The sequence below is a fragment of the Streptomyces sp. NPDC020192 genome, from assembly GCF_044388685.1.
In the GTDB taxonomy this organism is placed as follows: Bacteria; Actinomycetota; Actinomycetes; order Streptomycetales; family Streptomycetaceae; genus Streptomyces.
Genome location: NZ_JBIRXG010000006.1, coordinates 233235 through 258816 on the forward strand (window position 1 = coordinate 233235; position 25582 = coordinate 258816).

Genomic DNA, 25582 nt, shown 5'->3' on the forward strand with positions numbered 1-25582 from the left:
GTGCGCATGACGACACCTCAGGAAGATCTGCTCCCCGCCACCCGACGCGCCTTGCTGCACCGCGTCGCCGTCGCGCAGGCCGAAGGGAGGGCGCCGTCGCTGGTCGCGGCCGTCGTGCGGGGCGGGCGGGCCGTGTGGCACGGGGCGCGGTCCTCAGTGGACGGGCACGCTCCGGACGAGAATGTGCAGTACCGGATCGGGTCCATCACCAAGACCTTCACCGCGGTTCTGGTGATGCGCCTGCGTGACGAGGGCCTGCTCGACCTGGGTGATCCGCTGGAGAAGCATCTGCCGGACACCGGGGCGGGAGAGGCGACGATCGCCGAACTGCTCGCGCACACCGCCGGGTTGGCGGCCGAGTCGCCCGCGCCCTGGTGGGAACGGACTCCCGGCTCCCTGCGCCCCGACCTGAGCGATGTGCTCGGCGAGCGCCCCCTGCTGCACCCCGTCGGCCGCCGGTTCCACTACTCCAACCCCGGCTACACCCTGCTCGGCGCGCTGGCGGAGAAGCTGCGCGGTGCTCCCTGGGAGGAGGTGCTGCGCGCCGAGATCCTCGAGCCGCTCGGCCTGCACCGTACGAGCGCCCAGCCGCAGCACCCGCATGCGGGCGGATGGGCCGTGCATCCCTGGGCGGACGCGCTGCTGCCCGAGCCGCTGGAGGACCTGGGCCGGATGGCGCCCGCCGGGCAGCTGTGGTCGACCACGGGGGACCTCGCGCGGTTCGCAGCATTTCTGGCCGCGGGGGACGACCGCGTCCTGAGCGCGGAGTCGGTCCGTGAGATGCGGACCCCGGCAGCCCCCGCCGAGGCGACGGACGTACTGGACGGGGTCACGTACGGCCTCGGCATGCAGCTCCAGCGCCGCGACGGCCGGCTCCTCGTCGGTCACTCCGGCTCGCTCCCGGGCTTCCTGGCGAACCTCCTCATCGGCGTGGAGGACGACGTGGCCGCCGTGGTCCTCGCGAACTGCACGAGCGGGCCGTCGCTGGGAGCGGTGGGCGCCGACCTCGTCCGTATCGTCGCCGAGGCGGAACCGCGGATCCCCGAGCCCTGGCGGCCGCTGCGGGAGGTCGACCCGGCCGTCCTGGAGCTGGCGGGCCAGTGGTACTGGGGGACCAACGCCCACGCCCTGCGGGTGACCGCCGACGGCCTGCTCGCCCTGGGCCCCCTGACCGGCAACGGCCGACGGGCCCGCTTCCGCTCGAACGGCGACGGCACCTGGACGGGCCTGGAGGGTTACTACGCCGGGGAACTGCTACGGCCCGTACGGCGCGCGGACGGGACCGTGAGCCACCTTGACCTCGGGTCGTTCGTGTTCACGCGGCAGCCGTACGACATGGAGGCCCCGGTGCCCGGCGGGGTGGACCCCGACGGATGGCGGGGCATCGGCTAGGCCAGAGACGGCCGGGGGTGTGTTTCACGTGAAACACACCCCTGAGTCCCATTCCGGTCCCGGCTTTCAGAGCTTCAGCTTGAAGCCCTCGTGTGAGGCGTTGAAGCCCAGCCGCGCGTAGAAGCGGTGGGCGTCGGTGCGCGTCTTGTCGGACGTCAGCTGCACCATCGCGCACCCGAGCTGCCGGGACGTGTCGATCGCCCACTGGATCAGCAGGCCGCCCAGCCCGCTGCCCCGCTCGTCGGCGTGGATGCGCACGGCCTCGATGAGCGCGCGGGTCGCCCCCTTGTGGGAGAGCCCGGGGATGATCGTGAGCTGGAGGGTGCCGATCACGCGGTCCTCGCGTACGGCGACGACCAGGTGCTGGTTCGGATCGGCCTCCAGGCGCGCCAGCGCGGCACGGTACGGGGTCAGGTCGTCGGGTGACTCGCGCTGGGCGCCCAGTGGATCGTCGGCGAGCATCGCGACGATCGCCGGAAGGTCGTCGGCGGTCGCGTGCCGTATCTCAAGATCTCCCATGCCCGCACCCTACGCGGGCACGTTGAGGGACTCCACGACCCGGACCAACGGGGCCAGTTCGGGGTTCCTGGAGGCGTCGTCCAGGGCCTCGCGCAGGGCGGCGTCGTTGGTGGGCCGCGCCTCCTCCAGCAGGCGCAGACCAGCCTCGGTGACGTTGGTGTAGATGCCGCGCCGGTCGGTGGGGCACAGATAGCGCTCCAGCAGGCCGCGGTCCTCCAGTCGGGTCACCAGGCGGGTGGTGGCGCTCTGGCTGAGTACGACCGCGTCGGCGACCTGCTTCATCTGCAGATGGCCGCCCTCGCCGTCGTGCTGCCGACTGAGCACATCCAGCAGGGAGTACTCGCGCACGCTCAGGTCGTGCTTCGTCTGCAGGGCGCGCTCGATGTGCGCCTCGATCCTTCCGTGCAGCGCAGAGAGGGCGCACCAGCCCTGGGCGAGGGCGGTGAGCGCGGGGTCCGTCGCTGTCATGGGCGTTTTCCTCCGTCCGGAGCGGCTGCCTCAAGGATAGAGCAACCTCGCAATAGTGCGCGCTTGCAATTATCAGGCGTCTGCAACTATTGTGGACGCAGTCAAAGCGCTCCTGCAATCGTCTGGGAAGGTTCACCTCCTCATGCCTCTCGCGCTTCTGGCCCTCGCGATCGGGGCCTTCGGAATCGGAACCACCGAGTTCGTGATCATGGGGCTCCTCCCCGAGGTCGCGAGCGATTTCGGGGTCTCCATCCCCACGGCGGGCCTGCTCGTGACCGGCTACGCGCTCGGCGTGGTCATCGGCGCCCCGCTGATGACCGTGCTCGGCACCAAGGTCGCGCGCAAGCGGATGCTGATGCTGCTGATGGGCCTCTTCATCGCCGGAAACCTGCTCTCCGCGGTGGCCCCCGCCTTCGCGGTCATGCTGATCGGGCGCGTGATCGCCTCGCTCGCCCACGGCGCCTTCTTCGGCATCGGCTCGGTCGTCGCGGCCGGACTGGTGGCACCGCACAAGAAGGCCGGCGCCATCGCCATGATGTTCACCGGCCTGACCGTCGCCAATGTCGTCGGCGTCCCGCTGGGCACGCTCATCGGCCAGCACGTCGGCTGGCGCGTCACCTTCGGCATCGTCGCCGCCCTCGGGGTCGTCGGCCTCGCCGGCATCGCCAAGCTGGTGCCCGAGCTGCCGAAGGCCGAAGGTGTGCACCTGCGGCACGAGCTGGCCGCCTTCAAGAACTCCCAGGTCCTGCTCGCCATGGCGATGACCGTCCTCGGCTTCGGCGGCGTCTTCGCGGCCATCACCTACATCGCGCCGATGATGACCCACATCGCGGGCTTCGCCGACGGCTCGGTCACCTGGCTGCTGGTCCTGTTCGGTCTCGGCATGGTCGGCGGCAACCTCGTCGGCGGGAAGTTCGCCGACCGCGCCCTGATGCCCATGCTGTACGTCTCCCTGGGCGCCCTGGCGGTCGTCCTGGCCCTCTTCACACTCACCGCCCACAACAAGATCGCGGCGGCCGTGACCATCGCCCTGATCGGCGCCCTCGGCTTCGCGACCGTCCCGCCGCTGCAGAAGCGCGTCCTCGACCAGGCACACGGCGCACCGACGCTCGCCTCGGCCGTGAACATCGGCGCCTTCAACCTGGGCAACGCCCTGTCCGCCTGGCTCGGCGGCCTCGTGATCGCGGCCGGCTACGGCTACACGGCCCCCAACTGGGTCGGCGCCGCTCTGGCCGCGGCCGCCCTGGTCCTCGCCGTCCTGTCGTCGGCCCTGGAACGCCGCGGCGGCACGCACAGCACCGTGGTCGCCTCCCGGACACCCGCCGGACAGCAGACCTCGGTCCACCACTGAGCGCCTCGGACCACGGCCGCGGCGACCCCGATAACCCCCCAAGCCCCAGTAACACCGACGACCTATGCACCACCCGAGGTCCCAGCAACACCCAAGGAGGACGCCCCATGAGCACCACCGCCGTCGCCCCGCTGTCCATCGAGGACGCCGAACAGCTCGTCGCCACGGCCCGTCGCGCGGCCGAGGACGCCGGAGTCACCGTCAGCGTCACCGTCCTGGACGCCGGCGGCCATCTGCTCGCCTTCCGCCGGGACGACCGGGCCGTGCTGATCTCGGGCGAGACCAGCACCCGCAAGGCTTACACCGCGCTCCAGCTGAACGCGCCCACCGCAGACCTGGTCGACGCCGTCCAGCCGGGCGGCCTCTTCCATACCCTGCCCACGGCCCTCGACCGTCCCCTGCTGTTCATCGCGGGCGGTGTGCCCCTCCACCGGGACGGCCGGCTGATCGGCGCCATCGGCGTCGGCGGCGGCGCCCCGGAGCAGGACCACGGCTTCGCCACGGCGGCTGTACGGGCGCTTGCCTGATCGCACGGCCGCAGGCCCCCTCCCGGACGGAAAGACGCCGGCTCTGCCACATCGGTGGTGGAGCCGGCGTTCGGCGTATGTCGATGCAGCCGTTTCAGCCCGCCGCCACCGTCAGCGGGGCGAATCGCCGGGTCCAGTCCCCCGGGAGGTCCGGGATGCCGTACGTCATCACGGAGTTGAACGCCACGGAGGCCAGCCCTCGCGCCTTGGCCCAGGCCAGCAGTTCCTCATGGCGTACGTCGATGTCGGTGCGCAGCGGACGGTCCGTACGGGCCGCCAGCGAGGCGATGAGCGCCTGGGCGGTCTCGGTGTCCCGGGCGATCAGCGGACCGACGACATGGGTGTCCATGTTGGGCCACGCGGCCGTGTAGCCGATGATCCGGCCGTTCTCCTCGGCCACCCGCAACTGATCGGCGAAGGCCGGCAGCCGGGTGATGAGGGGGGTGCGGTCGGCGCCGAACACCTCCTCGTCGAGAAGCAGGATCGAGGGGAGGTCCTCCGCGGTGGCGGCACGGGTGAGTACGCCGGATTCCGGCCCGCCGGGAGTGAAGCGGCCCGTCAGCATCTCCGCCCGGCCGGTCACCTTGAAGCCCAGTTCCTCGTACAGGGGACGGCCATAGGGCGTGGCGTGCAGGGTCAGCGGAGTTGCCCCCATGCTCGACACGACATGACGCATCAAGCGGCGCCCGACGCCCTGGCGGGCATGGCGTTCGGCCACCAGGACCATGCCGATCGCGCCGAGGTCCGGACGGCCCCATGCGCCGTACTCCGTGACGACGCACGCGGCGACGAGGCCACCCTGCGGGTCGTCGATGCCGAAGCCCTTTCCGGCCGCGAGGAGAAAGCCCCACTTGTGCTCCTCGCGTGGCCACCCCCGGTCCTCGGACAAGTCGGCGCAGGCGGTGAGATCGCGAAGCGTCAGGCGGCGGATGGGCAGAGCGGCGAGGGAAGGAGTCGGCACGCAGGTCAGGCTGTCCGACGGGCACCCTCGGCGTCCACCCGTTTCGGCGGAGACGTACGTGCTTTTGGCCATGGTGAGGGCCATGCGCCGCCTGTGGACGGCCGCGGAGTGTTTCACGTGAAACATCGACGGCCGGTTAGCCTCGGGCCATGGCGAGACTTCATCTCTTCGATCTCGACGGCACGTTGCTGCATGGCACCACTGCCCCGGTGGAATTTTCCCGCCAGCTGGGGCGGGAAGCCGAGACCGTGGCGCTGGACCGGGCGATCGCGGAAGGGCGGATCGGTCCGCCGGAGTACGCGGCGCAGGTGTACGAATTGTGGGGTGACCTGACCGAGGCCCATGTGCGTGCCGCGTTCGAATCGGCGCCCTGGCTGGCCCGGATCCGCGAGGTCTGGGCAGAGATCAGAAGCGCGGGCGAGTACTGCGCGGTGGTGTCCCTCTCGCCGTCCTTCTTCGTGGAACTCCTGCTGGACTGGGGCGCTCACGCGGCCCACGGATCGCGGTTCCCTGACGTGCCGTTCACCGAGCCGGTCGATCCGGCCGGGGTGCTCAGCGCGGCGGCCAAGGTCACCACCGCGGACCGGCTCTGCGCTGAGTTCGGCGTGGCACGGACGGACTGCGTGGCGTACGGCGACTCGTCATCGGACAAGGATCTGTTTGCTGCCGTACCGGTCTCGGTGGCGGTCAACGCGGACGCCCACCTGGCCGGACTCGCGACCTACTCCTACACGGGACGGGATCTGTGGGATGCCTATGAATTGGTTGTGCGTGCCCGGTAGTTGACGGACCTCACGGTTCGCCTTCTTGCCCGATTCGTGAGGGAGGAAGGGGGGACTTGTGTGCACGGCGACGGCCGGTAGGGTCGACTCCGGTTCACGTCCGGGATGGAGTGCGCGTATCCCGTGCGGGCCGAGAGCAGGGTACGCAGCCTAACGGGACGCAGAGATCGAAAACAGGCGTTTCCGGGTACACGACCGCGGCATCCGATCGGGATGGGACGCTGCGGGGGAGAGTGCTACGGCTGGCCGCCCGCCGGGGGAAAGCATGCATCTTCCCGGGGAGGTGCGCAGACCGACCGAAAGACGTTCGAGGCGAGGGCACACCATGGACGCTCCGACCACCACGTCGGGGGAGAACGGCACATCGGGCGGCGGCTGGTTCACGCCGCGCAAGGTGTCATCGGCTCCGACGCCGGACGGTGCCCAGGAGACGCCCGACGGCGGAGCCGTGAACGCACTCGCCAGGCGGCCGGTGCCGGTGGACGCCCCCGCCGCGCAGCCGGTGGACGGGGCGGCGGCGCAGCCGTACCGCCGCGGCGGCCCCGGAACGGACAGCGTGGACGCCGAGCGCGTGCCGGTGCAGCGGTCGGCGCCGGCCGTCGAGGAGGGGTCTCCGGACGCCATCCTCATCCGCCGCACGATGGCCGAGATAGGCCCGATCGCCGACAAGGTCACGTCCTACTTCTACGCGCTGCTCTTCGTCCGCCACCCCGAGCTGCGCAGCCTGTTCCCGGCCGCGATGGACACCCAGCGGGACCGCCTGCTGAAGGCGCTGCTCACGGCGGCCGAGCACCTGGACAACACCGCGGTCCTCGTCGACTACCTGCAGAACCTGGGCCGGGGCCACCGCAAGTACGGGACGCGCGCCGAGCACTACCCGGCCGTGGGGGAATGCCTGATCGGCGCGTTGAGCAGGTACGCCACCGGCAGCTGGAGCCCTGAGACCGAGGCCGCGTGGGTGCGGGCGTACACGACGATCTCCCAGGTCATGATCGACGCGGCCGCGGCCGACGAACTGCGCTCCCCGGCCTGGTGGCATGCCGAGATCGTCACGCATGACCTCAGGACCCCCGAGGTCGCGATCCTCACCGTCCGCCCGGACCATCCCTACCCCTTTCTGGCGGGCCAGTACGCGAGCCTGGAGACCCCCTGGTGGCCGCGGGTGTGGCGGCACTACTCCTTCGCCTCGGCTCCCCGCTCCGACGGCCTGCTGACGTTCCATGTGAAGGCCGTACCGGCCGGCTGGGTCTCCAACGCGCTGGTGCACCGCGCCCGGCCCGGAGACGTCATACGCCTCGGCCCGCCCGCCGGTTCGATGACCGTCGACCACACCACCGACAGCGGACTGCTCTGCCTGGGCGGCGGCACCGGCATAGCGCCCATCAAGGCCCTGGTGGAGGATGTCGCCGAGCGCGGCGCGCGCCGCCCGGTCGAGGTGTTCTACGGCGCCCGTACCGATCACGACCTGTACGACATCGACACCATGCTCAGGCTCCAGCAGAGTCATCCGTGGCTCTCGGTCCGGGCGATCATCGACCAGCTGGCCCATCTCCAGCTCCCCGACGCGATCAGGGAGTACGGCCCCTGGACCGAGTACGACGCCTATCTCTCGGGCCCGCCCGGAATGATCCGCAGCGGTGTCGACGCGCTGCGGGACAGCGGCATCCCGTCGAACCGCATACGGCACGACTCCGTGGAGGAACTGCTCGTCGTCGGGAACTGAGCGCGCTATCCGAGGTCGGGAGCGTGCATGGCCCGTACGCCCTCGATGTTGCCGTCCAGGTAGTGGCGCAGCGACAGCGGGACGAGGTGGACGGAGGCGATGCCGACGCGGGTGAAGGGGACGCGGACGATCTCGTACTCACCGGCGGGCTCGTCCACTTCGGGGCCGTGCCGCAGGGACGGGTCCATGGACTCCAGGCGGCAGACGAAGAAGTGCTGCACCTTCACGCCGGTCGCGCCGCCGTCTTCGCCGATGTGCTCCACCGTGTCCACGAAGCATGGGACGACATCGGTGATCTTGGCGCCGAGTTCCTCGTACACCTCGCGGTGCAGGGCGTCCACGACGGTCGAATCCCCGGGCTCGACCCCGCCACCGGGAGTGACCCAGTAGGGATCGACACCGGGCTTGGTGCGCTTGATCAGGATCAGGTCGTCACCGTCCAGGAGAACGGCACGGGCGGTGCGCTTGACCACGGGTCGGACGGTCATGGGAGAAATGTGGCCCGGCTGGTTCCACGTGAAACATCGCAAAGCGCCACCGTACGACCGCAGCGCGTGCAACCCCCTGACTGAGGGCGTGCGTATCCCCTGATGGGCAGGTCAGCCCCAGGACGCGGCCGCTCGCTGGAGCCACTCGTGGGCGCGTGCCACATGGGGCATGGCGAGGGTGCCGGTGCGCACCACCAGGAAGTACGTGCGCAGTGGCGGTACCGCCGGGTCGTGCAGCGTCACGATCGTGCCCTGGGTGAGGGCCGGGGCGCACAGATAGCGGGGCAGCACCGCCAGTCCGGCACCGGCGATCGCGCAGGCGAGCACGGCCCGTAGATCCGGGACGATGACGGTGCCCGAGGCGGCCGGGCGTGAGTCGAAGACGGAGGCCCAGTAGTGCGAGACCAGGGGCAGCGACTCGTGGACCTCCACGACGGGCAGGTTCTCCAGCGCCAGCGCCCCCTTCAGGCGCAGTTCCTCCGCACCGATCCGCTCCACCCAGCGGGGAGCGGCGACCAGCACGTGTTCCTCGTCGCAGAGCGGAGTCGCGGTGAGCAGAGCACCGCGCGGCCGGGCCGTACTGATGGCCAGATCATGGTGTCCGGCGGCCAGGCCCTCCAGTGTCTCCTCGGCTGTGCCGAAGGAAGCGCGCAGGGCGAATCCCTGGCCGTCGTCGCCGGTCAGCTCCGTGAGGGCGGGCAGGGCGCGTTCGGCGGTGAACTCGGGCGGGCCGGCGAGGTGCAGGGTTCTCAGCGAGGAGTCGTCGTCCAGGCCGCTCTCGGCTATCTCCACCAGGGCGTCGAGGTGGGGCGCGGCCTTGTGCGCGAGTTCGTCGCCGATGGTCGTCGGGGTCACCCCGCGCGCCTGCCGCAGGAAGAGCGGCTTGCCCAACTGGCGTTCCAGCGTCCGGATCTGCGAGGTCACGGCGGGCTGGGAGAGGCCGAGCAGCGCCGCGGCACGGGTGAAGGAGCCAGCCCGGTGCACGGTGACGAAGGTGCGCAGCAAGGCCAGATCCACGGTTTCCCCTCCCCTGTCCCTGCCCTCCTCCGGCGCCCAGGCAGGCACTAACTATAAATAAGTCGATAGGTCTCTGTCGCTAGCGTGATTGGACACTGACAGAGAGTCAACTAGCCTTGTTCGCGCGGTTCTTCGCGCGCGGAACCGAGGACGGTCCGAGCCACGAGGGGGGAGGCTCGGACCGTCGCGCGACGTCAGGGAGCGGACGCACGGTGGCTCACTCGGCGGATTCGTCCAGGGCTCGCAGCACGTCCGCGATCAGGTCCTCGGGGTCCTCGGCGCCGACGGACATCCGGATGAAGCCCTCCGGGACGTCGTCCCCGCCCCAGCGGCGCCGCCGCTCGGCCGTCGAGCGCACCCCGCCGAAGCTCGTCGCGTCCTCCACCAGCCGCAGGGCCTCGAGAAAACGCTCGGCACGCGCGCGCGTGGGCAGCGTGAAGGAGACCACGCAGCCATAGCGGCGCATCTGCTGCGAGGCGGTCTTGTGCGCGGGGTCGTCGGGCAGCCCGGGATAGCGCAGACCGGACACCTCGGGCCGCTGCCGCAGGGCCTCGGCGACCGCGAGGGCGGTGGCGTTCTGCCGCTCGACGCGCAACTGGAGCGTGGCGATGGACCGGTGCGCGAGCCAGGCCTCCATGGGCCCGGAGATCGCCCCGACGATCTTGCGCCAGCGCCGTACGGCGGTCATCGCCTCGGCGTCCCGCCCCGCGACGTAGCCCAGCAGGATGTCTCCGTGCCCGGTGAGCTGCTTGGTGCCGCTGGCCACCGAGAAGTCGGCGCCCAGCTCCAGCGGGCGCTGCCCGAGCGGGGTGGCGAGGGTGTTGTCGACGGCCACCAGGGCGCCCTGCGCGTGGGCCGCCGCCACCAGCCGCCGGATGTCGCACACGTCCAGTCCCGGGTTCGACGGGGACTCGATCCACAGCAGCCGGGCGCCGTCGAGGACCTCCAGCTGGCCGTCACCGCCGGTGGGCGCCGTGCGCACCTCGATGCCGTACGCCTCCAGCTGGGCGCGGACCAGCGGCAGCACCTGGTAGCCGTCGGAGGGCAGCACGACCGCGTCGCCGGCGCGCAGCTGGGAGAAGAGCACGGAGGAGATCGCCGCCATGCCGGAGGCGAAGACCAGCGTCTCGACGTCGTCCCGCCCGGGCGCCTCCAGCTCGCCGATGGCCCGCTCCAGCAGCGTCCAGGTCGGGTTCTCGTCGCGGCCGTACAGATACGGGCCCGTCGCCTCGCCGGGCAGGTGGAAGTGTGCCGCGAACACCGGTCCGGGCAGGGTCGGCTCGTGCTTGACCGGCCCGGGCAGTCCCGCGCGTACCGCGCGCGTGCCGTCGCCGGACCGACGCGCGTCCCCGGTGACGTCGTTCATGCGGCCCGTCCTTCCAGGTGTTCCCGTACGGCGGCGAGCAGCCCGGTGCTCGCCGCCTCCACCATCTCAAGGCACTCCTCGAAGCCGGCGCGGTGTCCGTAGTACGGATCCGGTACGTCGAGGTCGTCGTCGCCCGCGGCGGGGTCATAAGAGCGCAGCAGGCGTATCTTGCGGGCGTCCTCCTCGGTGGGGGCGAGGCGGCGCAGGGCCTTGAGATGGCCGGTGTCGAGGGCGATCACGAGGTCGAGACGGGCGAACCACGACGGCTGGAACTGCCGTGCGACGTGCCCGCTGTCGTAGCCGTGCTCCTCGAGCACCGAGACGGTGCGCGGGTCGGCGGGGTCACCCTCGTGCCAGCCGCCGGTACCGGCGCTGTCGACCTCCACCCGGTCCTCCAGCCCGGCCTCCGCCACGCGCGCGCGGAAGACGGATTCGGCCATCGGAGAGCGGCAGATGTTGCCGGTGCACACGAAGCAGACGCGGTAGGTCATGGCCGGCTCAGTCCTCGTCCGGCAGGATCATGTGCAGGGCCCAGGAGACGACGGAGACGATCAGACCGCCGAGGACTGCCGTCCAGAAACCCTCCACATGGAAGCTCAGCGAGAGCTTGCCGCACACCCAGGACGTCAGCAGCAGCATCAGCGCGTTCACGACCAGGGTGATCAGACCCAGGGTGAGGATGAACAGCGGGAAGGTGAGCACCTTCACGATCGGCTTGACCAGCGAGTTGACCAGGCCGAAGATCAGCGCGACCACGATCAGCGTGCCGGCCTTCTTGGCCGTGTTGTCACCGGTCAGGGTGATCTTGTCGAGCACCCATACGGCGACCGCGAGGGCGCCCGCGTTGGCGATCGTCTTGACTACGAAATTCTTCATGTGTCTGATCGTGGCAGACCGGATCGGAACCGAGCAGTGAGGCGAGGGCAACAGCGCGATGAAGGCATTCCGGCTGGACGAACTGGAGGCGGAGCGCGCCGCCAACGAGGGGGCCTACCTGCAGTTCCTGCGGGAGCGGAACATGTCGGTCGGGCTGTACGCGCTCAACGCCGGCGAGCACGACCCGCAGAAGCCGCACAACCAGGACGAGGTGTACTTCGTGGTGAGCGGCCGGGCGTCGATCACCGTCGGCCTGGAGACGACCGAGGTGGCCCGGGGCAGCGTCGTGTACGTGCCGGCCGGGGTCGCCCACAAGTTCCACCACATCAGCGAGGATCTGAGGGTTCTCGTCGTCTTCTCTCCGCCCGAGGCGTGAGGCCGGACCCCGGGGTTCCCTAGGGGAAGGGTCAGGGGAGGACAAGGGACGCGAGGCCCCCGTGAAGCCCCCTCGCGGCTCTAGCATCGAATGCGGAACATCAACGACGTACGAACACAAGACGTACGACGACTCCGACGATGAAAAGGACAAGGGCGATGCGAGAGATCTTCGCGGGACTGCCGTGGTGGGTGAAGTGGGTCGCGGTGCCGGTCATCGCCCTGGTCGTGTTCGGCGGTCTGATAGCGACCGTCGTCGGGTTCGTGATCGGCCTGCTGTTCAAGGCGCTGGTCTTCGTCGCGCTGGTCGGCGGACTGATCTACGTCGTGCGCAAGTTCATGTCGAACTCCTCGTCGCGCAGCGACTGGTGACGGGCCGCGGGGACTGGTGAGCGAACGACGCGATCACCGGTCCCGGCCAGGGTGACCGGTTCCCTCGGGGGAGGGAAGTTTCCCCGCGAGGCCGTCTGTATGCGGTGGCGGACGGTTAAAGTCCGGAACTCCCCACGGGGTCCGGCCCCGTGGGCGGCGCAGACCCCTCCGTGCTCTTCCCCGGCACGGGCTGCCCATCGCGTTCCGGGAGTGACCCTTGGCCATGGTTGACACCGCACCGGCGGAATCCCACACACCCCTCACCGCACCGCGCTCCTGCGCACCTCCCACGCGGCACCCGCCCTCCCCGGCCGTGGCCGTGCCCGGCCAGCCGCACGCGGCGGACGTTTCCGGCCAGTCCCGCCCCCCAGCACTCCCCGTCCAGCCGCGCCCCGTCAACTCCCCCGAACCGGCGGCCGCCGCGACGCTCATCGGATCCGTCCAGCGCGCCATGCGCCTGCTGGAGACCGTCGCCGCGCATGTCTACGGCGCCCCCGCCAAGCAACTGGCCCGCGAGACCGGCCTCGCCCTGCCCACGACGTACCACCTGCTGCGCACCCTGGTCCACGAGGGCTATCTGCGCCGTGAGAAAGGGCTGTTCTTCCTCGGTGACGCCGCTGAGCGGCTGGGCAGCAGCGGCGCACAGCAGAAACGTCGCAGCGCGGTGGCGGACACGCTGGCGCACTGGCGCGATTCCATCGGTGTGCCGGTGTACTACGCGATGTATCGGGACGGCGAGATCGAGGTCATGTGCGTCTCCGACTCCCCGGAGGCCCCCGCGGTCGAGGAGTGGGCCGACTTCCGGGCGACCGGTCACGCGCACGCCATCGGGCAGTGCCTGCTCTCCCAGCTGGACGAGGACGCCCGCCGCGACCATCTCGCCCGCTATCCCGTGCAGCCCATCACGCCGTACACGGTCCGGGACAACGACGCCCTGCTGCGGCGGCTGGCCCGGACGCGGCGCATGGAGCCGGTGGTGGAGCGCCAGGAGTACGCGCTCGGGACGGTCTGCGCGGCGGTCCCCATCACGGTCGGCACCACCGTGGCCACGATGGCCATGTCGCTCCCGCTCCACCAGGCCGACCGGCTGCTGCCCGCGGCCCATCGGCTGCAGACGGAGATCGGGCGGCACCTGGGGACGCTCACGCTCTCTATCAGTATCTGAAAACTTACTCCTTGTGATGCGCTGTGTACGTTCAGCAAGATTTGACCACGCTTAGAGGGATCAATCCCAGCCAGTCGATGTCCTACGACGGGGTAGACGATGCGCGAGTCCGTACAGGCAGAAGTCATGATGAGCTTTCTCGTCTCGGAGGAGCTCTCCTTCCGCATTCCGGTGGAGTTGCGCTACGAGACCAGTGATCCCTATGCCGTGCGGCTGACCTTTCATCTGCCCGGTGATGCCCCGGTGACCTGGGCCTTCGGGCGCGAGCTGCTGATCGACGGGGTCGGCCGGCCGTGTGGGGAAGGCGATGTGCACATCGCCCCCGTCGATTCCGAGGTGCTCGGCGAAGTGCTGATCAGGCTTCAGGTCAGCGGCGACCAGGCGCTGTTCCGCTCGTCGGCACCGCCGCTCGTGGCCTTCCTGGACCGTACGGACAAGCTGGTCCCGCTCGGCCAGGAGGGCGCGCTGGCCGACTTCGACGCGCATCTGGACGAGGCCCTGGACCGCATCCTGGCCGAGGAACAGAGCGCCGGCTGAAGCGTTACGGCACGGGCGCCGGGTGCTCCGCGTACCGGGTGGAGCTGTGCAGGAACGCTTCTGCGAAGGGCGGCGAGCAGAGGGCGCTACCGGCGCCCCCGCCTCACCGCTGCCGGCGTCGCCTCGCCCCGCCTCACCGCTGCCGGTGTCGCCTCGCCCCGTCTCACCGCTTCCGGCGCCGGCCCCGGCCGCCGCGGGCCGGGGCGGGCTGGGTGCCGGTGGGGGCCGGGATTCGCTGGGCACCGGCGCGGGCCGGGGCATCCGGTCCGGGCCGGTCGGCCGACACGACGAGCGCGGCGAGCGCGGTGGTGACCGGGACCGAGGCGACCAGGCCGATCGAGCCCACCAGCGTGCGTACGATCTCCTCGGCCACCAGCTCACTGTTGGCTACGGTTCCGACGCTGCTCTGCGCGATCGAGAACAGCAGCAGCAACGGCAGCGCCGCACCGGCGTAGGCGAGGACGAGGGTGTTGACCACGGACGCGATGTGGTCGCGGCCGATGCGGATGCCCGCCCGGTACAGCCCGCGCCAGCCCATCGAGGGGTTGGCCTCGTGCAGCTCCCAGACGGCCGAGGTCTGTGTCACGGTCACGTCGTCCAGGACACCGAGCGAACCGATGATGACGCCGGCGAGCAGCAGACCGCTCATGTCGATCGACGGATACAGGCCGTGGATCAGGCCGGTGTTGTCGTCCGTGTTGCCGGTCAGCGCGGCCCAGCCGATGAACAGCGAGCCGAGCAGGCCGATCAGCGACAGCGAGATCAGCGTGCCGAGCACCGCCACCGACGTACGGGCCGACAGACCGTGGCACATGTACAGGGCGATCAGCATGATGGCGCTCGACCCGACCACCGCCACGAGCAGCGGGTTCGACCCCTGAAGGACGGCGGGCAGGATGAACAGGGTCAGCACCAGGAAGCTCACCGTCAGTGCGACGAGCGCCATGACACCGCGCAGCCGGCCCACCACCACGACGGCGAGCGCGAAGATCCCCGCGAGCAGGTACATGGGGAACGTCCGGTTCACGTCGGCGACCGAGTACTGCAGGTCTTTCGGTGCCGAGGGCTCGTAGGCGACCACGACCTTCTCGCCCTGGTGCAGTTGCCGCGGCTGGTCCGGCTGCACGATCTCGGTGAACGTACGGCCCTTGTCCTTGCCGGTGTCCACCCGGACGGTCGCCTTTTTGCACTTCCCGTTGGCCTGCTGCTGCGCCGAACTGCCCTCGGCGGTGGAGGTGTCGCCGGTCGGGGTGTCGCCGGAGGCGTTCACCGACTGGCAGCTGACCTGGACGACCTGGGTGACCGTGGCCTGCTGGGTCTGCCGGTCGAAGCCGACGCCGGTGCGCTTGTGCGGCGGGGCTGCGCCAGGCCAGAGCACCACCAGACCGACCACGACCGCCGCGGTGAACGGGACCAGGATCGCGGCGATGACCTTGCGCAGATGCTTGGAGACGGGGGTGGCGGGCCCGTGGCTGTGACTGTGGCCGTGCGAGGGGCCATCGTCGTGGTCATGGCCGCGGCCGTGACCGTGGCCGTGACTGTGGCCGTCTGCGAGATCGTGCCGGTGGCCGCCATCGCCGCCGGAATCCCGCGCAGGGCCGTACCCGGCGTCCGGCGCGGTGCCGGCATGGCCGTACCCGGCGTCCGGCGCTGAGCCGTCCCGGTGGTGCGGCTCGGGCGGCTGGTACGGGTACTGCTCCATCCTGGTCACCGCCCGATCATCGCAAGAAGGGCAGGGGCCCACTGTTCAGCACGCCACATATGACGCTAGCGTTGAGGCACCTTTGCACACGCGGGAGCTCGGAGCACCGGGCTGAGAGGACGCTGACCTCCGTATTCGCGATGTTTCACGTGGAACGAAGCCTGTTCCACAGGAAACACCGGCAGACGGAAACCGCTGCGTCGACCGCCGAACCTGTTACCGGGTAATGCCGGCGTAGGGAGTAGGTCTCATGACCAACAAGGACGCACGCACGCCTGTCTCCGTCCAGGGCGAGAAGTCCCAGGAGGCCGGGAAGTCCATCGGCTGGCACAAGGCGTACGTCGAGGGTTCGCGCCCCGACCTGCGCGTGCCGGTCCGTCAGGTGCACCTCACCAACGGGCAGTCGGTCACGTTGTACGACACGTCGGGCCCGTACACCGATCCACTCGTCGACACCGACGTCCGCAGGGGCCTGCCGCCGCTGCGGGAGAACTGGATCATCGCCCGTGGCGACACCGAGGAGTACGCGGGCCGTCCCGTGCGCCCCGAGGACGACGGGATCAAGCACACCTCGCCGCGCGGCGGGCTGCGCAACCTGGACGCGGTCTTCCCGGGGCGGCCGCGCCAGCCGCGCCGGGGCCGCAGCGGTGAGGCGGTGACGCAACTCGCGTACGCCCGCCGGGGCGAGATCACCCCGGAGATGGAGTACGTGGCCGTCCGGGAGAACGTTTCGCCCGAGGTGGTCCGCGAGGAGATCGCGGCGGGTCGCGCGGTGCTGCCGGCCAACGTCAACCACCCGGAGATCGAGCCGATGATCATCGGCAAGCGGTTCCTGGTGAAGGTCAACGCCAACATCGGCAACTCCGCGGTGACCTCCTCCATCGAGGAGGAGGTGGAGAAGATGACCTGGGCGACCCGCTGGGGCGCCGACACGGTCATGGACCTGTCCACCGGCCGCAACATCCACACGACCCGCGAATGGGTGCTGCGCAACTCCCCCGTCCCCATCGGCACGGTCCCGCTCTACCAGGCCCTGGAGAAGGTCGACGGCAGGGCCGAGGAACTGACCTGGGAGATCTACAAGGACACGGTCATCGAGCAGGCTGAGCAGGGCGTGGACTACATGACCGTGCACGCCGGCGTGCGCCTGCCGTACGTGCCGCTCACCGCCAACCGCAAGACGGGCATCGTCTCGCGCGGCGGCTCGATCATGGCCGCGTGGTGCCTGGCGCACCACAAGGAGTCGTTCCTGTACGAGAACTTCGAGGAGCTGTGCGAGATCCTCGCCGCCTACGACGTCACGTACTCGCTGGGCGACGGTCTCAGGCCGGGTTCCATCGCCGATGCCAACGACGAGGCACAGTTCGCGGAATTGCGAACTCTTGGGGAACTCAACCGGATCGCCAAGCGTTTCAATGTGCAGACGATGATCGAGGGCCCCGGTCACGTCCCGATGCACAAGATCAAGGAAAACATCGACCTCCAGCAGGAGATCTGCGATGAAGCCCCGTTCTATACGCTCGGCCCGCTGACCACGGACGTCGCGCCGGCGTACGACCACATCACCTCCGGCATCGGCGCCGCGATGATCGCCTGGTGGGGCACGGCGATGCTCTGCTACGTCACCCCGAAGGAGCACCTGGGCCTGCCCAACCGGGACGACGTCAAGACCGGCGTCATCACCTACAAGATCGCCGCCCACGCGGCCGACCTCGCCAAGGGTCACCCGGGCGCGCAGGAGTGGGACGACGCGCTGTCCGACGCCCGCTTCGAGTTCCGGTGGGAGGACCAGTTCAACCTCGCCCTGGACCCCGACACGGCACGGGAGTTCCACGACGAGACCCTGCCGGCCGAGCCCGCCAAGACGGCCCACTTCTGCTCCATGTGCGGGCCGAAGTTCTGCTCCATGAAGATCTCGCAGGACATCCGCCGTGAACACGGCGGCAGCCGGACCGAGATCGAGGAGGGCATGGCCCAGAAGTCGAAGGAGTTCGCGGCGAGCGGCAACAGGGTGTATCTGCCGATCGCCGACTGAGTCCGGCCTACGGCGGTCCGTGCCACCGGAAATGTGAGCCGCCCGGGGGCACGGACCGACGATCCCAGGAACCGGCCGGTCCGTGAGGGTGATGCTTCGGACCGCCTGGATGGTGGAGCACCCTTCGACTTCTGGTGCTTCCTGGGACTGGAACACCACGGCGGGCCCGGGCTTCGGCTCGTTGTCAGAGACGGGCGTTACGGTGCGTAGCAGCGCAGCAGTCTGTGAAGCGTGGAGGGGATCTGCGATGGCTGACGACGGACGCACCGTGCTGGTGTCATACGCCAAGGGGTGGGACCTGTCCTCGTGCAGCGCCCTGGAACCGCTCTCGCGGTCCGAGCCCGAGGCGCGGGACAGGGCCGCTGAGCGGTATGTGATGGTCCATCGGGTGCCGGGGCGGGCCGTACCGGTCGAGGTGCACCTCGTGGCCTGGGCCGATCACTACGTGGGCGTGTGGGCGTACGACGAGCGGGGCCGCCGTACGCGGGAGCTGGACTGGCGGCTGCTCGAACCGGAGCGCCTGTTCCTGCGCCACCGGTCGGAGTGGCGCTACGCCTCACCGGACCAGGCCGAGTTCGCGAAGGACGTCTGGCGTACGACCACGGACCTCGAACCGGACGGCAGGGGGACCACGGGGTTCCAGCCGCAGGGTGCCCTGGGTTCGTTGCGCCAGGGGCGCGCGGACGTTCCCGAGGCGGACCGTTGGCGGGACCGAGCGGAGTTCGGCGTACGAGGTGTCGGAAGCCCGCTCCTGTCCGAGCCGTCCCGCCGTGGCCGGCATGCGGACGAACCGGAGGCCTCCGCTGCGGAGGGCGCATCCGCGGCTCCGTCCCCCTGGCTGCCGCCGCGCCCGGCCGCTCCGCCACACCTGAGCGAGTTGTTCCGGCCCGGCACGCGCGTGGCGACGGAGGACTGTGCGGAGATGACGGTCAGCGCCGTTCGGGACCTCGCGGTGCTGCGGGTGCCCAGCGGCAGACTCGCCGTCTCCTGCCCGTTGACGACGTCCGACGGCAGGCAACGCGAGCTGCTGGAGCGCATTCCGCCGGGCGCGTACCCGCTGCAGGAAGCCGTCCTCAGCTACGAGATGGAGTACGCGGACGAGGTGTTCCCGGTGGAGGAGGGCTCGGCCGTACGGCTCCTTATCGATCCGGAACCGGCGGTCACCTGGGAGCTGGCGCTCGCCGAGGGCGAGGACGCCAGGCTGCTGCGGGACGGCGAGGGCTACGGCTTCCCCACCGACGCCGCTCTGGGCAGCTTCGCCGACTCGGCTGCCTGGTCCGTGCTCGCGGACAACTACCAGCGCTACGCCATCGAGGGGGAGGAAGACGCCGGAGAGAGGGTCGGCGACGGCAGCTGTGTACGCACGTCGGACAGCGCCACCGGCGGTGATCTCATCCACTTCCCCACCGGTGGCGACGGGGGGTGGCCGGTCTGGCTGGGCCGTTCGGCTTCCGGGAAGCTGGTCTCGGTCGCGGTCGTGTGCGTCTGTCTTCCGGGCCTCAGGATCCTGTGAGCCGCGCGATGAGCTCGACCGGGATGTGGGTGGTCGGTGCCGTACCCGACCGGGCCGCGGTGTCGCTGCCGGAAGAGTTCGTCCATCTCGTCACGGAGAGGGACTTTCGTAAGCCGGACGGCTTCGCGGAGACGCTGGCCTGGTGGAGTGAGGGCTGCGCCGACGAGCCCTTCTTCGCCCGGGACGGGAGCGATCCGGCAGCCCTGTCACCCACCGCGGCGGGGAGACGGTTCGCGGATTTCGTCCATGGTGCCAACCCGGAGACCCCCGCGACGGAGGCGATACGCGACGCGAGCCTGGAGCTGATGCCGGGCGAGGGAGCCGACGGGGTGTTCTGCGTGGTCGCCCGTAAGGCGACTCCGGCCGCCGCGCTGTACTACGGCCTGGGAGCCGAGGCGGCCGCGCTCCTGCCGGGCTGGTTCGGCGACTTCCTGCTCCCCGCCGACGGTGTGCGCGCCGCTCTGCCCGACGCAGAGCGGGCCCTGCGGATCGACGGCGAGCGCCGTGCGGCGGTGCTGAGCCGGATCGGTGACTGGATGGCCGGCATGGGAGACGCACCCGAGTTTGCGGCGGAGAATCTGCTGGATGGTCCGCTCGAGGTGCTGCGCCATGCGGCCGACGCGGGTCTGGGCGTCGCCGCGTTCAGTCGCTGGTACTGAACGGGGCACGCCGCCGACGGCTTCGTACGGCGCCGCTCGGAGTGGTGAACTCGCCACCCCGAGCGCCCCGTTGAGCGCGCAGGTGCGCAGTGCTGGGGCGCGACGCGGACACGGCCGACCGGGAGGGCACCGCCCCGTCGGACGCTCCACCGGTCGGCCGCCCGATCGGCTCCACACTCGCCGGCCCCGAACGGTCACGTGGACCACGGACTCCCGCGACGTCACTCGGGCTGATGCTCCGGCCCCCCGAAGTCCGGGCTCGTGTAGTCCGGGCTGGTGAAGCTCGGGCGGCCGGAGCCGGTGCCGTCGTCGGGGCTGCTGAAGCCGGGGCGGCCGTAGCCCAGGCGGGGCATCCGGCCGGTCGGGGCGGGCGGGGTCGTACGCAGCTGCGCCGGGGCGGGTCCGGGCTCGGCGAGCGCCTCACGCAGGAACGGCAGGATGCCGCGCTCCAGTAGGGCGTTGCGCCAGGCCTCTCTGGCCCGGTCCAGTTCCTGGTGCGCCGCGTCCAGCGCCTGGGCCTGGTCCGAGCTGTTGTTGTGCAGGGCGGTGAGGAGCAGGCCGACGGCGGCGACGAGGATCGTGGCCGCGGTCACGGCGCCGAACACCCAGCCGGCGGTGAGCATGGTCTGGGCGAAGGTCTGGCCGGGGTTCAGCGTCTTCAGGATGTAGCCGATGAGCAGGAATATCGCCGCGGCGGTGCCGGACAGGACCGGAGCCAGCACGGCGATGACCGCGATGGCGCCCGCGCCGGTGTTCTCGGCCGCCTCGCCGAGGGGAGCGGCGGGCCCCGCCGCGGCCGGACCCGGGTCCGTGGCACCGGGATCGCCCGAGGCCGCGGGGGCCATCGCCGGGTGGCGCAGCTCCTCGCGGACCGTGACGTAGTGCTCGTACTCGGCCGCGGCGGCCGCCGTGATCAGGGCGGTGGCGTTGAGTGCCATGGTGCGCAGCTGTTCGGCGTTGAGCCGCTGTCCGACAGCGGCGAGTTCCGGACGGTGTGGTGCGGAGCGCAGCGCCTCATCGAGGAGCCGCTCGAATTCCTGGCGGTCCTCGCTCTGCAGGTGCTGCGGAACGCTGTTCATGTGCATCCCCCGATGCTCCGTAGGGCTGGGGCTCACACGCCGGCGAGCCGTCGGGCAGAAACGGAGGGGAGCCTGCTACGGATATGCCGATGGTAGAGCCGCGACGGCGCGCGGTGACAGGGGGTTGCGAAAATTGCGTCCCAGCCTGCGCGTACGCCGCCGCCGGGACGCTTTCCCGGGGAACGGTCAGTTATCCAGGGGCAGTTGCCGGACCAGCAGCTTTCCGGCCATGGTCACTCCGCCGTCCATGGCGATGGCGAGCCCGTCGGCGTACACATGCGGCCCCTCCACGACCGGGCCGCCGCCCTCCTCGCCGTCCTCGGAGCCGACCTCGCCGAGGAGATAGGGAATCGGGCTGTGGCCGTGAACGATGCGGGTGCCGCCGTACGTATCGAGAAGGGAACGGACGGCGTCTGCACCCCCCTCGTCGCGGAAGGAGAAACGCTTGGTGAACTTGCGGAACAGATCCCAGCACTCGTCCGCGTCATTGCGGGTGAGGGTCTCGCGGACGGTGTCGTTGACCGCCTCGATGGAGTCGCCGTAGTCGAGGTAGGCGGTGGTGTCCGAGTGCACGAGCAGATAGCCGTCGACGAGCTCGACGGCGTCGAGGCGGGCCATCCACTGCAGATGGTGGTCCTGGAGGCGGTCCATGTCGGTCTTCTGGCCGCCGTTGAGCAGCCAGGCCGCCTGGAAGGTGGCGGTGCCCGCGCCGGAGTTGACGGGGGTGTCGCCGAACCGCTTGGCGCCGAGCAGCAGCAGTTCGTGGTTGCCCATGAGCGCCTTGCAGTAGCCGCCCGCAGCGGCGGCCTCGGCGGACAGCCGCATCACGAGGTCGATGACGCCGATGCCGTCGGGCCCGCGGTCGGTGAAGTCGCCGAGGAACCACAGCCGGGCGGTGCCCGCGCACCACTGGCCCGAGGCGTCGATCAGCCCCTGCTCCTGCAGTGCGGTCACCAGTTCGTCGAGGTATCCGTGGACGTCTCCGACGACGAACAGCGGTCCGGGACCGGTCGCGGGCTGTGGCACCGGGGGCGCGGGCGCCGGTTCGACGGGGACCTGGACCGTGTCGGTCCGGCTGATGACCGGAAGGTCGCGCTGCGTCGGCGTGTAGCCCTCGGGGTACGCCTCGTCGGCGGGCGGCACGGTGTCGCCCGGGTGGGCGGTGCGGACGTACGGACCGGTCTCGTGGACGTATGCCGGTACCCGGAAGTCGCGCAGCGTCGCCGTCCGCTCCACCTCGGGTCCCTGACCGGCCCCCTGAGTCATCAGACCCCTCCACCATCGCGCCGCAGCTGCACCGCTTGTGACTGCCTGGTCGCAGCGGTCCGCGGTGTCGTGGGCCCATCATAGGAATGCGCGTCGCGCCGTGTGATGACCCAGGGGTGGTGAATCGGAACAACACTCCGGTTCATCGCGGCTTTCGCCCCGTTTGGGCAGGTGTTCGGCCCGCTGCGGGCCGGCCGGTCGCCGGTCCGCCGGGTCCCCGCCACCGACCGCCGGGAGTACGGGGCGTACGCTCCGCTCTTACGGCGCTGTGTGTCGTCGTTCCTACGGCGTCACGTCTTGCCGCCCCCTACGGCGTCACGTCTCGTCCGGTGTCCGCGGCGGGCTGACCGTCGTGCGCGGAGGGCGTCGCTGGGAGGAGGTGCGCACGATCAGCTCGGTCGGTATCACCTGCTCGACCGGCTGGTCGGAGTCGACGCCCTCGATGGCGTCGATGAGGAGCTGGACCACCGCGGTGCCGATGCGGCGGGGCTTCAGGGAGAGCGTGGTGATGGGCGGCTCGGTGCTCGCGTACACCGTGGACTCGCTGCAGCACACCAGCAGCAGGTCGTCGGGGACGCGCAGCCCGTAGCGGCGGGCGGCGGCGAGCAGGTCGGTGCCGTTGGGGTCGAACAGGCCGTAGACCGCGTCGGGCCGGTCGGGGCGGGCGAGCAGCCGGTCGGCGGCGACGGCGCCCGCGCACGGGTCGTGCGCCGGGTAGGCCTCGTAGACCGGGGCCTGGCCGACCCGCTCGCACCAGCGCAGGTACGCCGTGGTCGACAGGTGGGTGTACGTGTCCGTCGAGGTGCCCGTGAGCAGGCCGATGCGGCGGGCGCCGGCGTCGGCGAGGTGGTCGAGGATGCCGAGTACGGCGGCCTCGTGGTCGTTGTCGACCCAGGCCGTGACCGGCAGCGCGCCGGCCGGGCGGCCGTCGGAGACGACCGGCAGTCCCTGCCGGACCAGCTCGCTGACCACCGGGTCCTGGTCGGAGGGGTCGATGACAACGGTGCCATCGAGCGCGACGTTGGACCACACGTCGTGACGGGAGGTCGCGGGCAGGATGACGAGGGCGTAGCCGCGGGCGAGCGCGGCCGAGGTGGCGGCCCGGGCCATCTCCGCGAAGTAGGCGAACTCCGTGAAGGTGAAAGGTTCATCCCCGTACGTCGTCACGGTCAGGCCGATCAGACCCGACTTGCCGGTACGGAGGGTTCGGGCGGCGGCCGAGGGGCGGTACCCGAGCCGGTCGGCGACCTCGCGGACATGGCGCCGGGTGGCATCCGGGAGCCGGCCCTTGCCGTTGAGGGCGTCGGAGACGGTCGTGATGGAGACTCCGGCGGCGGCGGCCACGTCTCTGATGCCCGCCCGGCCCGGCCGACTGCCTCGACGTGAGGTTTCCGCGCGGCTCACCTGGTGCTTCCCTGCTGCTGTCATGGCGAGCCGATAGTAGGGCTCATGAGGTGGGGTAGTGCGGACGCATATGCACGCGTTGACAGGCACGTTTCTGCATGGTCACACGGCATCAACTGCCTTAGAAATGCAGGTAGTTGAACGATCCTGCAGCAGGACGTGACGTAGTGACGCGTATGGACCTGCCAAGTGCCCGATGTTTCGAAGAGGTCTCAACTCACCTGCACGGGGGATGCGCGCCACGGCGTGAGCCACCGGCGCATAGATATATGTACAGCGCGCCCCCTGAAACGTACGCCTTCGTACGGGGATGCCCTTGATGCCTGCCGAAAGGCCGCGGTTCTCCGGTTGTGGTCGCCACACCTGTACGCACCGGAGCCGAATCCTCTTAAGGTGAGCAGTATTGGAAAGCCGGCGGCGTCGACGGTCCGCCGGTGGTCGTGAGGAGGACTGCGGTGAGCGAGACGAGCCCGAAGCTGCGCGCCGAGCTGGCGGGTATCCCCACCTACAAGCCGGGCAAGCCCGCCGCGGCCGGCGGGCCGGTCGCCTACAAGCTGTCCTCCAACGAGAACCCGTACCCGCCGCTGCCCGGTGTGATGGAGAGCGTGACGGCGGCCGCCGCCGATTTCAACCGCTACCCGGACATGGCCTGCACCGGGCTGATGAACGAGCTCTCGGAGCGCTTCGGCGTCCCGCTCTCCCACCTGGCCACCGGCACCGGCTCGGTGGGCGTCGCCCAGCAGCTCGTCCAGGCCACCAGCGGACCCGGCGACGAGGTGATCTACGCCTGGCGGTCCTTCGAGGCGTACCCGATCATCACGCAGATCAGCGGCGCCCGGGCGGTGCAGGTGCCGCTCACGCCCGGCGATGTGCACGACCTGGACGCGATGGCGGACGCGATCACCGACCGCACGCGGCTGATCTTCGTCTGCAACCCCAACAACCCGACCGGCACGGTGGTGCGGCGGGCCGAGCTGGAGCGGTTCCTCGACCGGGTGCCCGGCGATGTGCTGGTGGTGCTGGACGAGGCCTACCGCGAGTTCATCCGCGACCCCGAGGTACCCGACGGCGTCGAGCTGTACCGGAGTCGGCCCAACGTCTGCGTCCTGCGCACCTTCTCCAAGGCCTATGGGCTCGCCGGGCTGCGCGTCGGTTTCGCGATCGCCCATGAGCCGGTCGCGGCGGCGCTGCGCAAGACCGCGGTGCCGTTCGGGGTGAGCCAGCTGGCGCAGGAGGCGGCGATCGCCTCGCTGCGGGCGGAGGACGAGCTGCTGGGCCGGGTCGGCTCGCTGGTGTGCGAGCGCACGCGCGTGGTCGACGCGCTGCGTGCCCAGGGCTGGACGGTGCCGGAGACGCAGGCGAACTTCGTCTGGCTGCGGCTGGGGGAGCGTACGGTCGCGTTCGCGCAGGCCTGTGAGCAGCACGGGGTGGTGGTCCGGCCGTTCCCGGGCGAGGGCGTGCGGGTGACGGTCGGTGAGACCGAGGCGAACGACATCTTCCTGAAGATGACGGAGGCGTTCCGCAAGGAGCTGTAGCTCGGCTGTGCTCCTACTCGTCGATCAGTTCCACACGGACGGGGTCGCCATCCCGTACGGTCGCCAGAACGCCGGCGTCCCCGTCCAGGCGTCCGAGGATGTTGCACGGGCTCGCGAGGCGGCACTCTCCCCCAAACTCCGTTCGGGGGGACCCCCAGCCTCGCGATATCGGTGTGGGGCCGTAGGGGAGGGCGAGTGCGTCGCCGTCCGTCCAGAAGGCCACGGTGCCCGGCTCCACGACCTGCCGGGCGTCCGTTTCACGTGAAACAGAGACACCTGTGTCGAAATAGACCTCCTCGCCCCAGGTGCGGGCGCTGGAGGTGAGCGGCAGTGCCTTGGCGAGGGCCTGCGCGGTCGGTGTGTCTGCGTGGAGGGTCGCGGTGACGTTTCCCGCGGGCCAGGAGATACGTATCTGCATGGCGCACAATTCAACAAGATGTTGAAGTCGCTGCCAAGGTCTTGACGTCGTG

Annotated in this window: 26 protein-coding genes and 1 riboswitch; of the genes, 13 read left to right on the forward strand and 13 right to left on the reverse strand. The window is 70.4% G+C overall.

Annotated features, from left to right (window positions below; translation table 11 throughout):
* Positions 1-6 precede the first annotated feature (6 nt).
* On the forward strand, positions 7-1392 hold the full coding sequence (locus tag ACH47Z_RS14730) for a serine hydrolase domain-containing protein (RefSeq protein WP_399073610.1): 1386 nt from the start codon (positions 7-9) through the stop codon (positions 1390-1392).
* Between the two features lie 66 nt (positions 1393-1458).
* Here the strand turns inward: ACH47Z_RS14730 and ACH47Z_RS14735 are convergent, their stop codons facing one another.
* Both ACH47Z_RS14735 and ACH47Z_RS14740 read right to left on the reverse strand, forming a co-directional pair.
* Complete coding sequence (locus tag ACH47Z_RS14735) at positions 1459-1911, reverse strand: GNAT family N-acetyltransferase (RefSeq protein WP_399073611.1); 453 nt, start codon at positions 1909-1911, stop codon at positions 1459-1461.
* A 9-nt stretch (positions 1912-1920) separates the two neighbouring features.
* Positions 1921-2379: a MarR family winged helix-turn-helix transcriptional regulator gene (locus ACH47Z_RS14740; RefSeq protein WP_399073612.1), complete on the reverse strand. Its 459-nt coding sequence runs from the start codon at positions 2377-2379 to the stop codon at positions 1921-1923.
* Between the two features lie 142 nt (positions 2380-2521).
* On the opposite strand from ACH47Z_RS14740, the gene ACH47Z_RS14745 reads away from it, so the two are divergent.
* Complete coding sequence (locus tag ACH47Z_RS14745) at positions 2522-3730, forward strand: MFS transporter (RefSeq protein WP_399073613.1); 1209 nt, start codon at positions 2522-2524, stop codon at positions 3728-3730.
* A gap of 107 nt (positions 3731-3837) precedes the next feature.
* Positions 3838-4257: a heme-binding protein gene (locus ACH47Z_RS14750; protein WP_399073614.1), complete on the forward strand. Its 420-nt coding sequence runs from the start codon at positions 3838-3840 to the stop codon at positions 4255-4257.
* A gap of 94 nt (positions 4258-4351) precedes the next feature.
* Here ACH47Z_RS14750 and ACH47Z_RS14755 read toward each other — a convergent pair whose 3' ends face one another.
* Positions 4352-5218, reverse strand: a complete 867-nt coding sequence (locus tag ACH47Z_RS14755) for a GNAT family N-acetyltransferase (protein ID WP_399073615.1) — start codon at positions 5216-5218, stop codon at positions 4352-4354.
* Positions 5219-5367: 149 nt separating this feature from the next.
* On the opposite strand from ACH47Z_RS14755, the gene ACH47Z_RS14760 reads away from it, so the two are divergent.
* Together ACH47Z_RS14760 and ACH47Z_RS14765 are read left to right on the forward strand one after the other, a co-directional pair.
* Positions 5368-6000, forward strand: a complete 633-nt coding sequence (locus ACH47Z_RS14760) for an HAD family hydrolase (RefSeq protein ID WP_399073616.1) — start codon at positions 5368-5370, stop codon at positions 5998-6000.
* A 325-nt stretch (positions 6001-6325) separates the two neighbouring features.
* Positions 6326-7723: a globin domain-containing protein gene (locus tag ACH47Z_RS14765; protein ID WP_399073617.1), complete on the forward strand. Its 1398-nt coding sequence runs from the start codon at positions 6326-6328 to the stop codon at positions 7721-7723.
* A gap of 5 nt (positions 7724-7728) precedes the next feature.
* On the opposite strand, the gene ACH47Z_RS14770 is transcribed toward ACH47Z_RS14765, so the two are convergent.
* The 5 genes from ACH47Z_RS14770 to ACH47Z_RS14790 all read right to left on the reverse strand — a co-directional run bounded on the left by ACH47Z_RS14770 (position 7729) and on the right by ACH47Z_RS14790 (position 11470).
* Entirely contained in the window at positions 7729-8211 is a 483-nt protein-coding gene (locus ACH47Z_RS14770) for an NUDIX domain-containing protein (RefSeq protein ID WP_059250007.1), read from the reverse strand.
* Between the two features lie 111 nt (positions 8212-8322).
* On the reverse strand, positions 8323-9228 hold the full coding sequence (locus ACH47Z_RS14775; RefSeq protein ID WP_399073618.1) for a LysR family transcriptional regulator: 906 nt from the start codon (positions 9226-9228) through the stop codon (positions 8323-8325).
* Between the two features lie 217 nt (positions 9229-9445).
* Positions 9446-10594, reverse strand: a complete 1149-nt coding sequence (locus tag ACH47Z_RS14780; RefSeq protein WP_399073619.1) for a cystathionine gamma-lyase — start codon at positions 10592-10594, stop codon at positions 9446-9448.
* Positions 10591-11085 carry a low molecular weight protein-tyrosine-phosphatase gene (locus ACH47Z_RS14785; RefSeq protein WP_399073620.1) on the reverse strand — a complete coding sequence of 165 codons (495 nt, stop codon included), beginning with the start codon at positions 11083-11085 and terminating at the stop codon, positions 10591-10593. The genes ACH47Z_RS14780 and ACH47Z_RS14785 overlap by 4 nt, the downstream gene beginning before the upstream one ends.
* Positions 11086-11092: 7 nt before the next feature.
* The gene (locus tag ACH47Z_RS14790) at positions 11093-11470 is read right to left on the reverse strand and encodes a phage holin family protein (protein WP_399073621.1); all 378 of its coding nucleotides are present in this window, start codon (positions 11468-11470) and stop codon (positions 11093-11095) included.
* 58 nt (positions 11471-11528) lie between these two features.
* Between ACH47Z_RS14790 and ACH47Z_RS14795 the strand changes: the two genes are divergently transcribed.
* The 4 genes from ACH47Z_RS14795 (at position 11529) to ACH47Z_RS14810 (ending at position 13919) form a co-directional block, all read left to right on the forward strand.
* Positions 11529-11846 carry a cupin domain-containing protein gene (locus tag ACH47Z_RS14795; protein WP_023548672.1) on the forward strand — a complete coding sequence of 106 codons (318 nt, stop codon included), beginning with the start codon at positions 11529-11531 and terminating at the stop codon, positions 11844-11846.
* Positions 11847-12004: 158 nt separating this feature from the next.
* Positions 12005-12217, forward strand: coding sequence for a DUF5326 family protein (locus ACH47Z_RS14800; protein ID WP_020941063.1), 213 nt, complete (start codon positions 12005-12007; stop codon positions 12215-12217).
* Positions 12218-12647: 430 nt separating this feature from the next.
* Entirely contained in the window at positions 12648-13382 is a 735-nt protein-coding gene (locus ACH47Z_RS14805; RefSeq protein ID WP_399073734.1) for an IclR family transcriptional regulator, read from the forward strand.
* A 99-nt stretch (positions 13383-13481) separates the two neighbouring features.
* Entirely contained in the window at positions 13482-13919 is a 438-nt protein-coding gene (locus tag ACH47Z_RS14810; protein ID WP_399073622.1) for an SsgA family sporulation/cell division regulator, read from the forward strand.
* A 163-nt stretch (positions 13920-14082) separates the two neighbouring features.
* Here ACH47Z_RS14810 and ACH47Z_RS14815 read toward each other — a convergent pair whose 3' ends face one another.
* Positions 14083-15621, reverse strand: coding sequence for a YibE/F family protein (locus ACH47Z_RS14815; RefSeq protein WP_399073735.1), 1539 nt, complete (start codon positions 15619-15621; stop codon positions 14083-14085).
* 80 nt (positions 15622-15701) lie between these two features.
* Positions 15702-15879, forward strand: a riboswitch (TPP riboswitch).
* Here ACH47Z_RS14815 and thiC point away from each other — a divergent pair.
* The 3 genes from thiC to ACH47Z_RS14830 all read left to right on the forward strand — a co-directional run bounded on the left by thiC (position 15872) and on the right by ACH47Z_RS14830 (position 19828).
* Positions 15872-17656 carry a phosphomethylpyrimidine synthase ThiC gene (gene thiC / locus ACH47Z_RS14820; RefSeq protein WP_399073623.1) on the forward strand — a complete coding sequence of 595 codons (1785 nt, stop codon included), beginning with the start codon at positions 15872-15874 and terminating at the stop codon, positions 17654-17656. (Overlaps the previous riboswitch by 8 nt.)
* A gap of 247 nt (positions 17657-17903) precedes the next feature.
* Positions 17904-19169 (forward strand): DUF4241 domain-containing protein, encoded by a 1266-nt coding sequence (locus tag ACH47Z_RS14825; RefSeq protein WP_399073624.1) that lies wholly within the window; start codon positions 17904-17906, stop codon positions 19167-19169.
* A gap of 8 nt (positions 19170-19177) precedes the next feature.
* A complete protein-coding gene (locus ACH47Z_RS14830; protein ID WP_399073625.1) occupies positions 19178-19828 on the forward strand; it encodes a hypothetical protein in 651 nt (216 codons plus the stop codon).
* A 221-nt stretch (positions 19829-20049) separates the two neighbouring features.
* Here the strand turns inward: ACH47Z_RS14830 and ACH47Z_RS14835 are convergent, their stop codons facing one another.
* The 3 genes from ACH47Z_RS14835 to ACH47Z_RS14845 form a co-directional block, all read right to left on the reverse strand.
* Positions 20050-20913: a hypothetical protein gene (locus tag ACH47Z_RS14835; protein ID WP_399073626.1), complete on the reverse strand. Its 864-nt coding sequence runs from the start codon at positions 20911-20913 to the stop codon at positions 20050-20052.
* 180 nt (positions 20914-21093) lie between these two features.
* On the reverse strand, positions 21094-22173 hold the full coding sequence (locus ACH47Z_RS14840; protein WP_399073627.1) for a metallophosphoesterase: 1080 nt from the start codon (positions 22171-22173) through the stop codon (positions 21094-21096).
* 315 nt (positions 22174-22488) lie between these two features.
* Positions 22489-23601: a LacI family DNA-binding transcriptional regulator gene (locus ACH47Z_RS14845; RefSeq protein WP_399073628.1), complete on the reverse strand. Its 1113-nt coding sequence runs from the start codon at positions 23599-23601 to the stop codon at positions 22489-22491.
* Positions 23602-24032: 431 nt separating this feature from the next.
* Here ACH47Z_RS14845 and hisC point away from each other — a divergent pair, with 431 nt between their 5' ends.
* Positions 24033-25112 (forward strand): histidinol-phosphate transaminase, encoded by a 1080-nt coding sequence (hisC, locus tag ACH47Z_RS14850; RefSeq protein WP_399073629.1) that lies wholly within the window; start codon positions 24033-24035, stop codon positions 25110-25112.
* A gap of 13 nt (positions 25113-25125) precedes the next feature.
* On the opposite strand, the gene ACH47Z_RS14855 is transcribed toward hisC, so the two are convergent.
* The gene (locus tag ACH47Z_RS14855) at positions 25126-25530 is read right to left on the reverse strand and encodes a cyclophilin-like fold protein (protein WP_399073630.1); all 405 of its coding nucleotides are present in this window, start codon (positions 25528-25530) and stop codon (positions 25126-25128) included.
* Positions 25531-25582 lie beyond the last annotated feature (52 nt).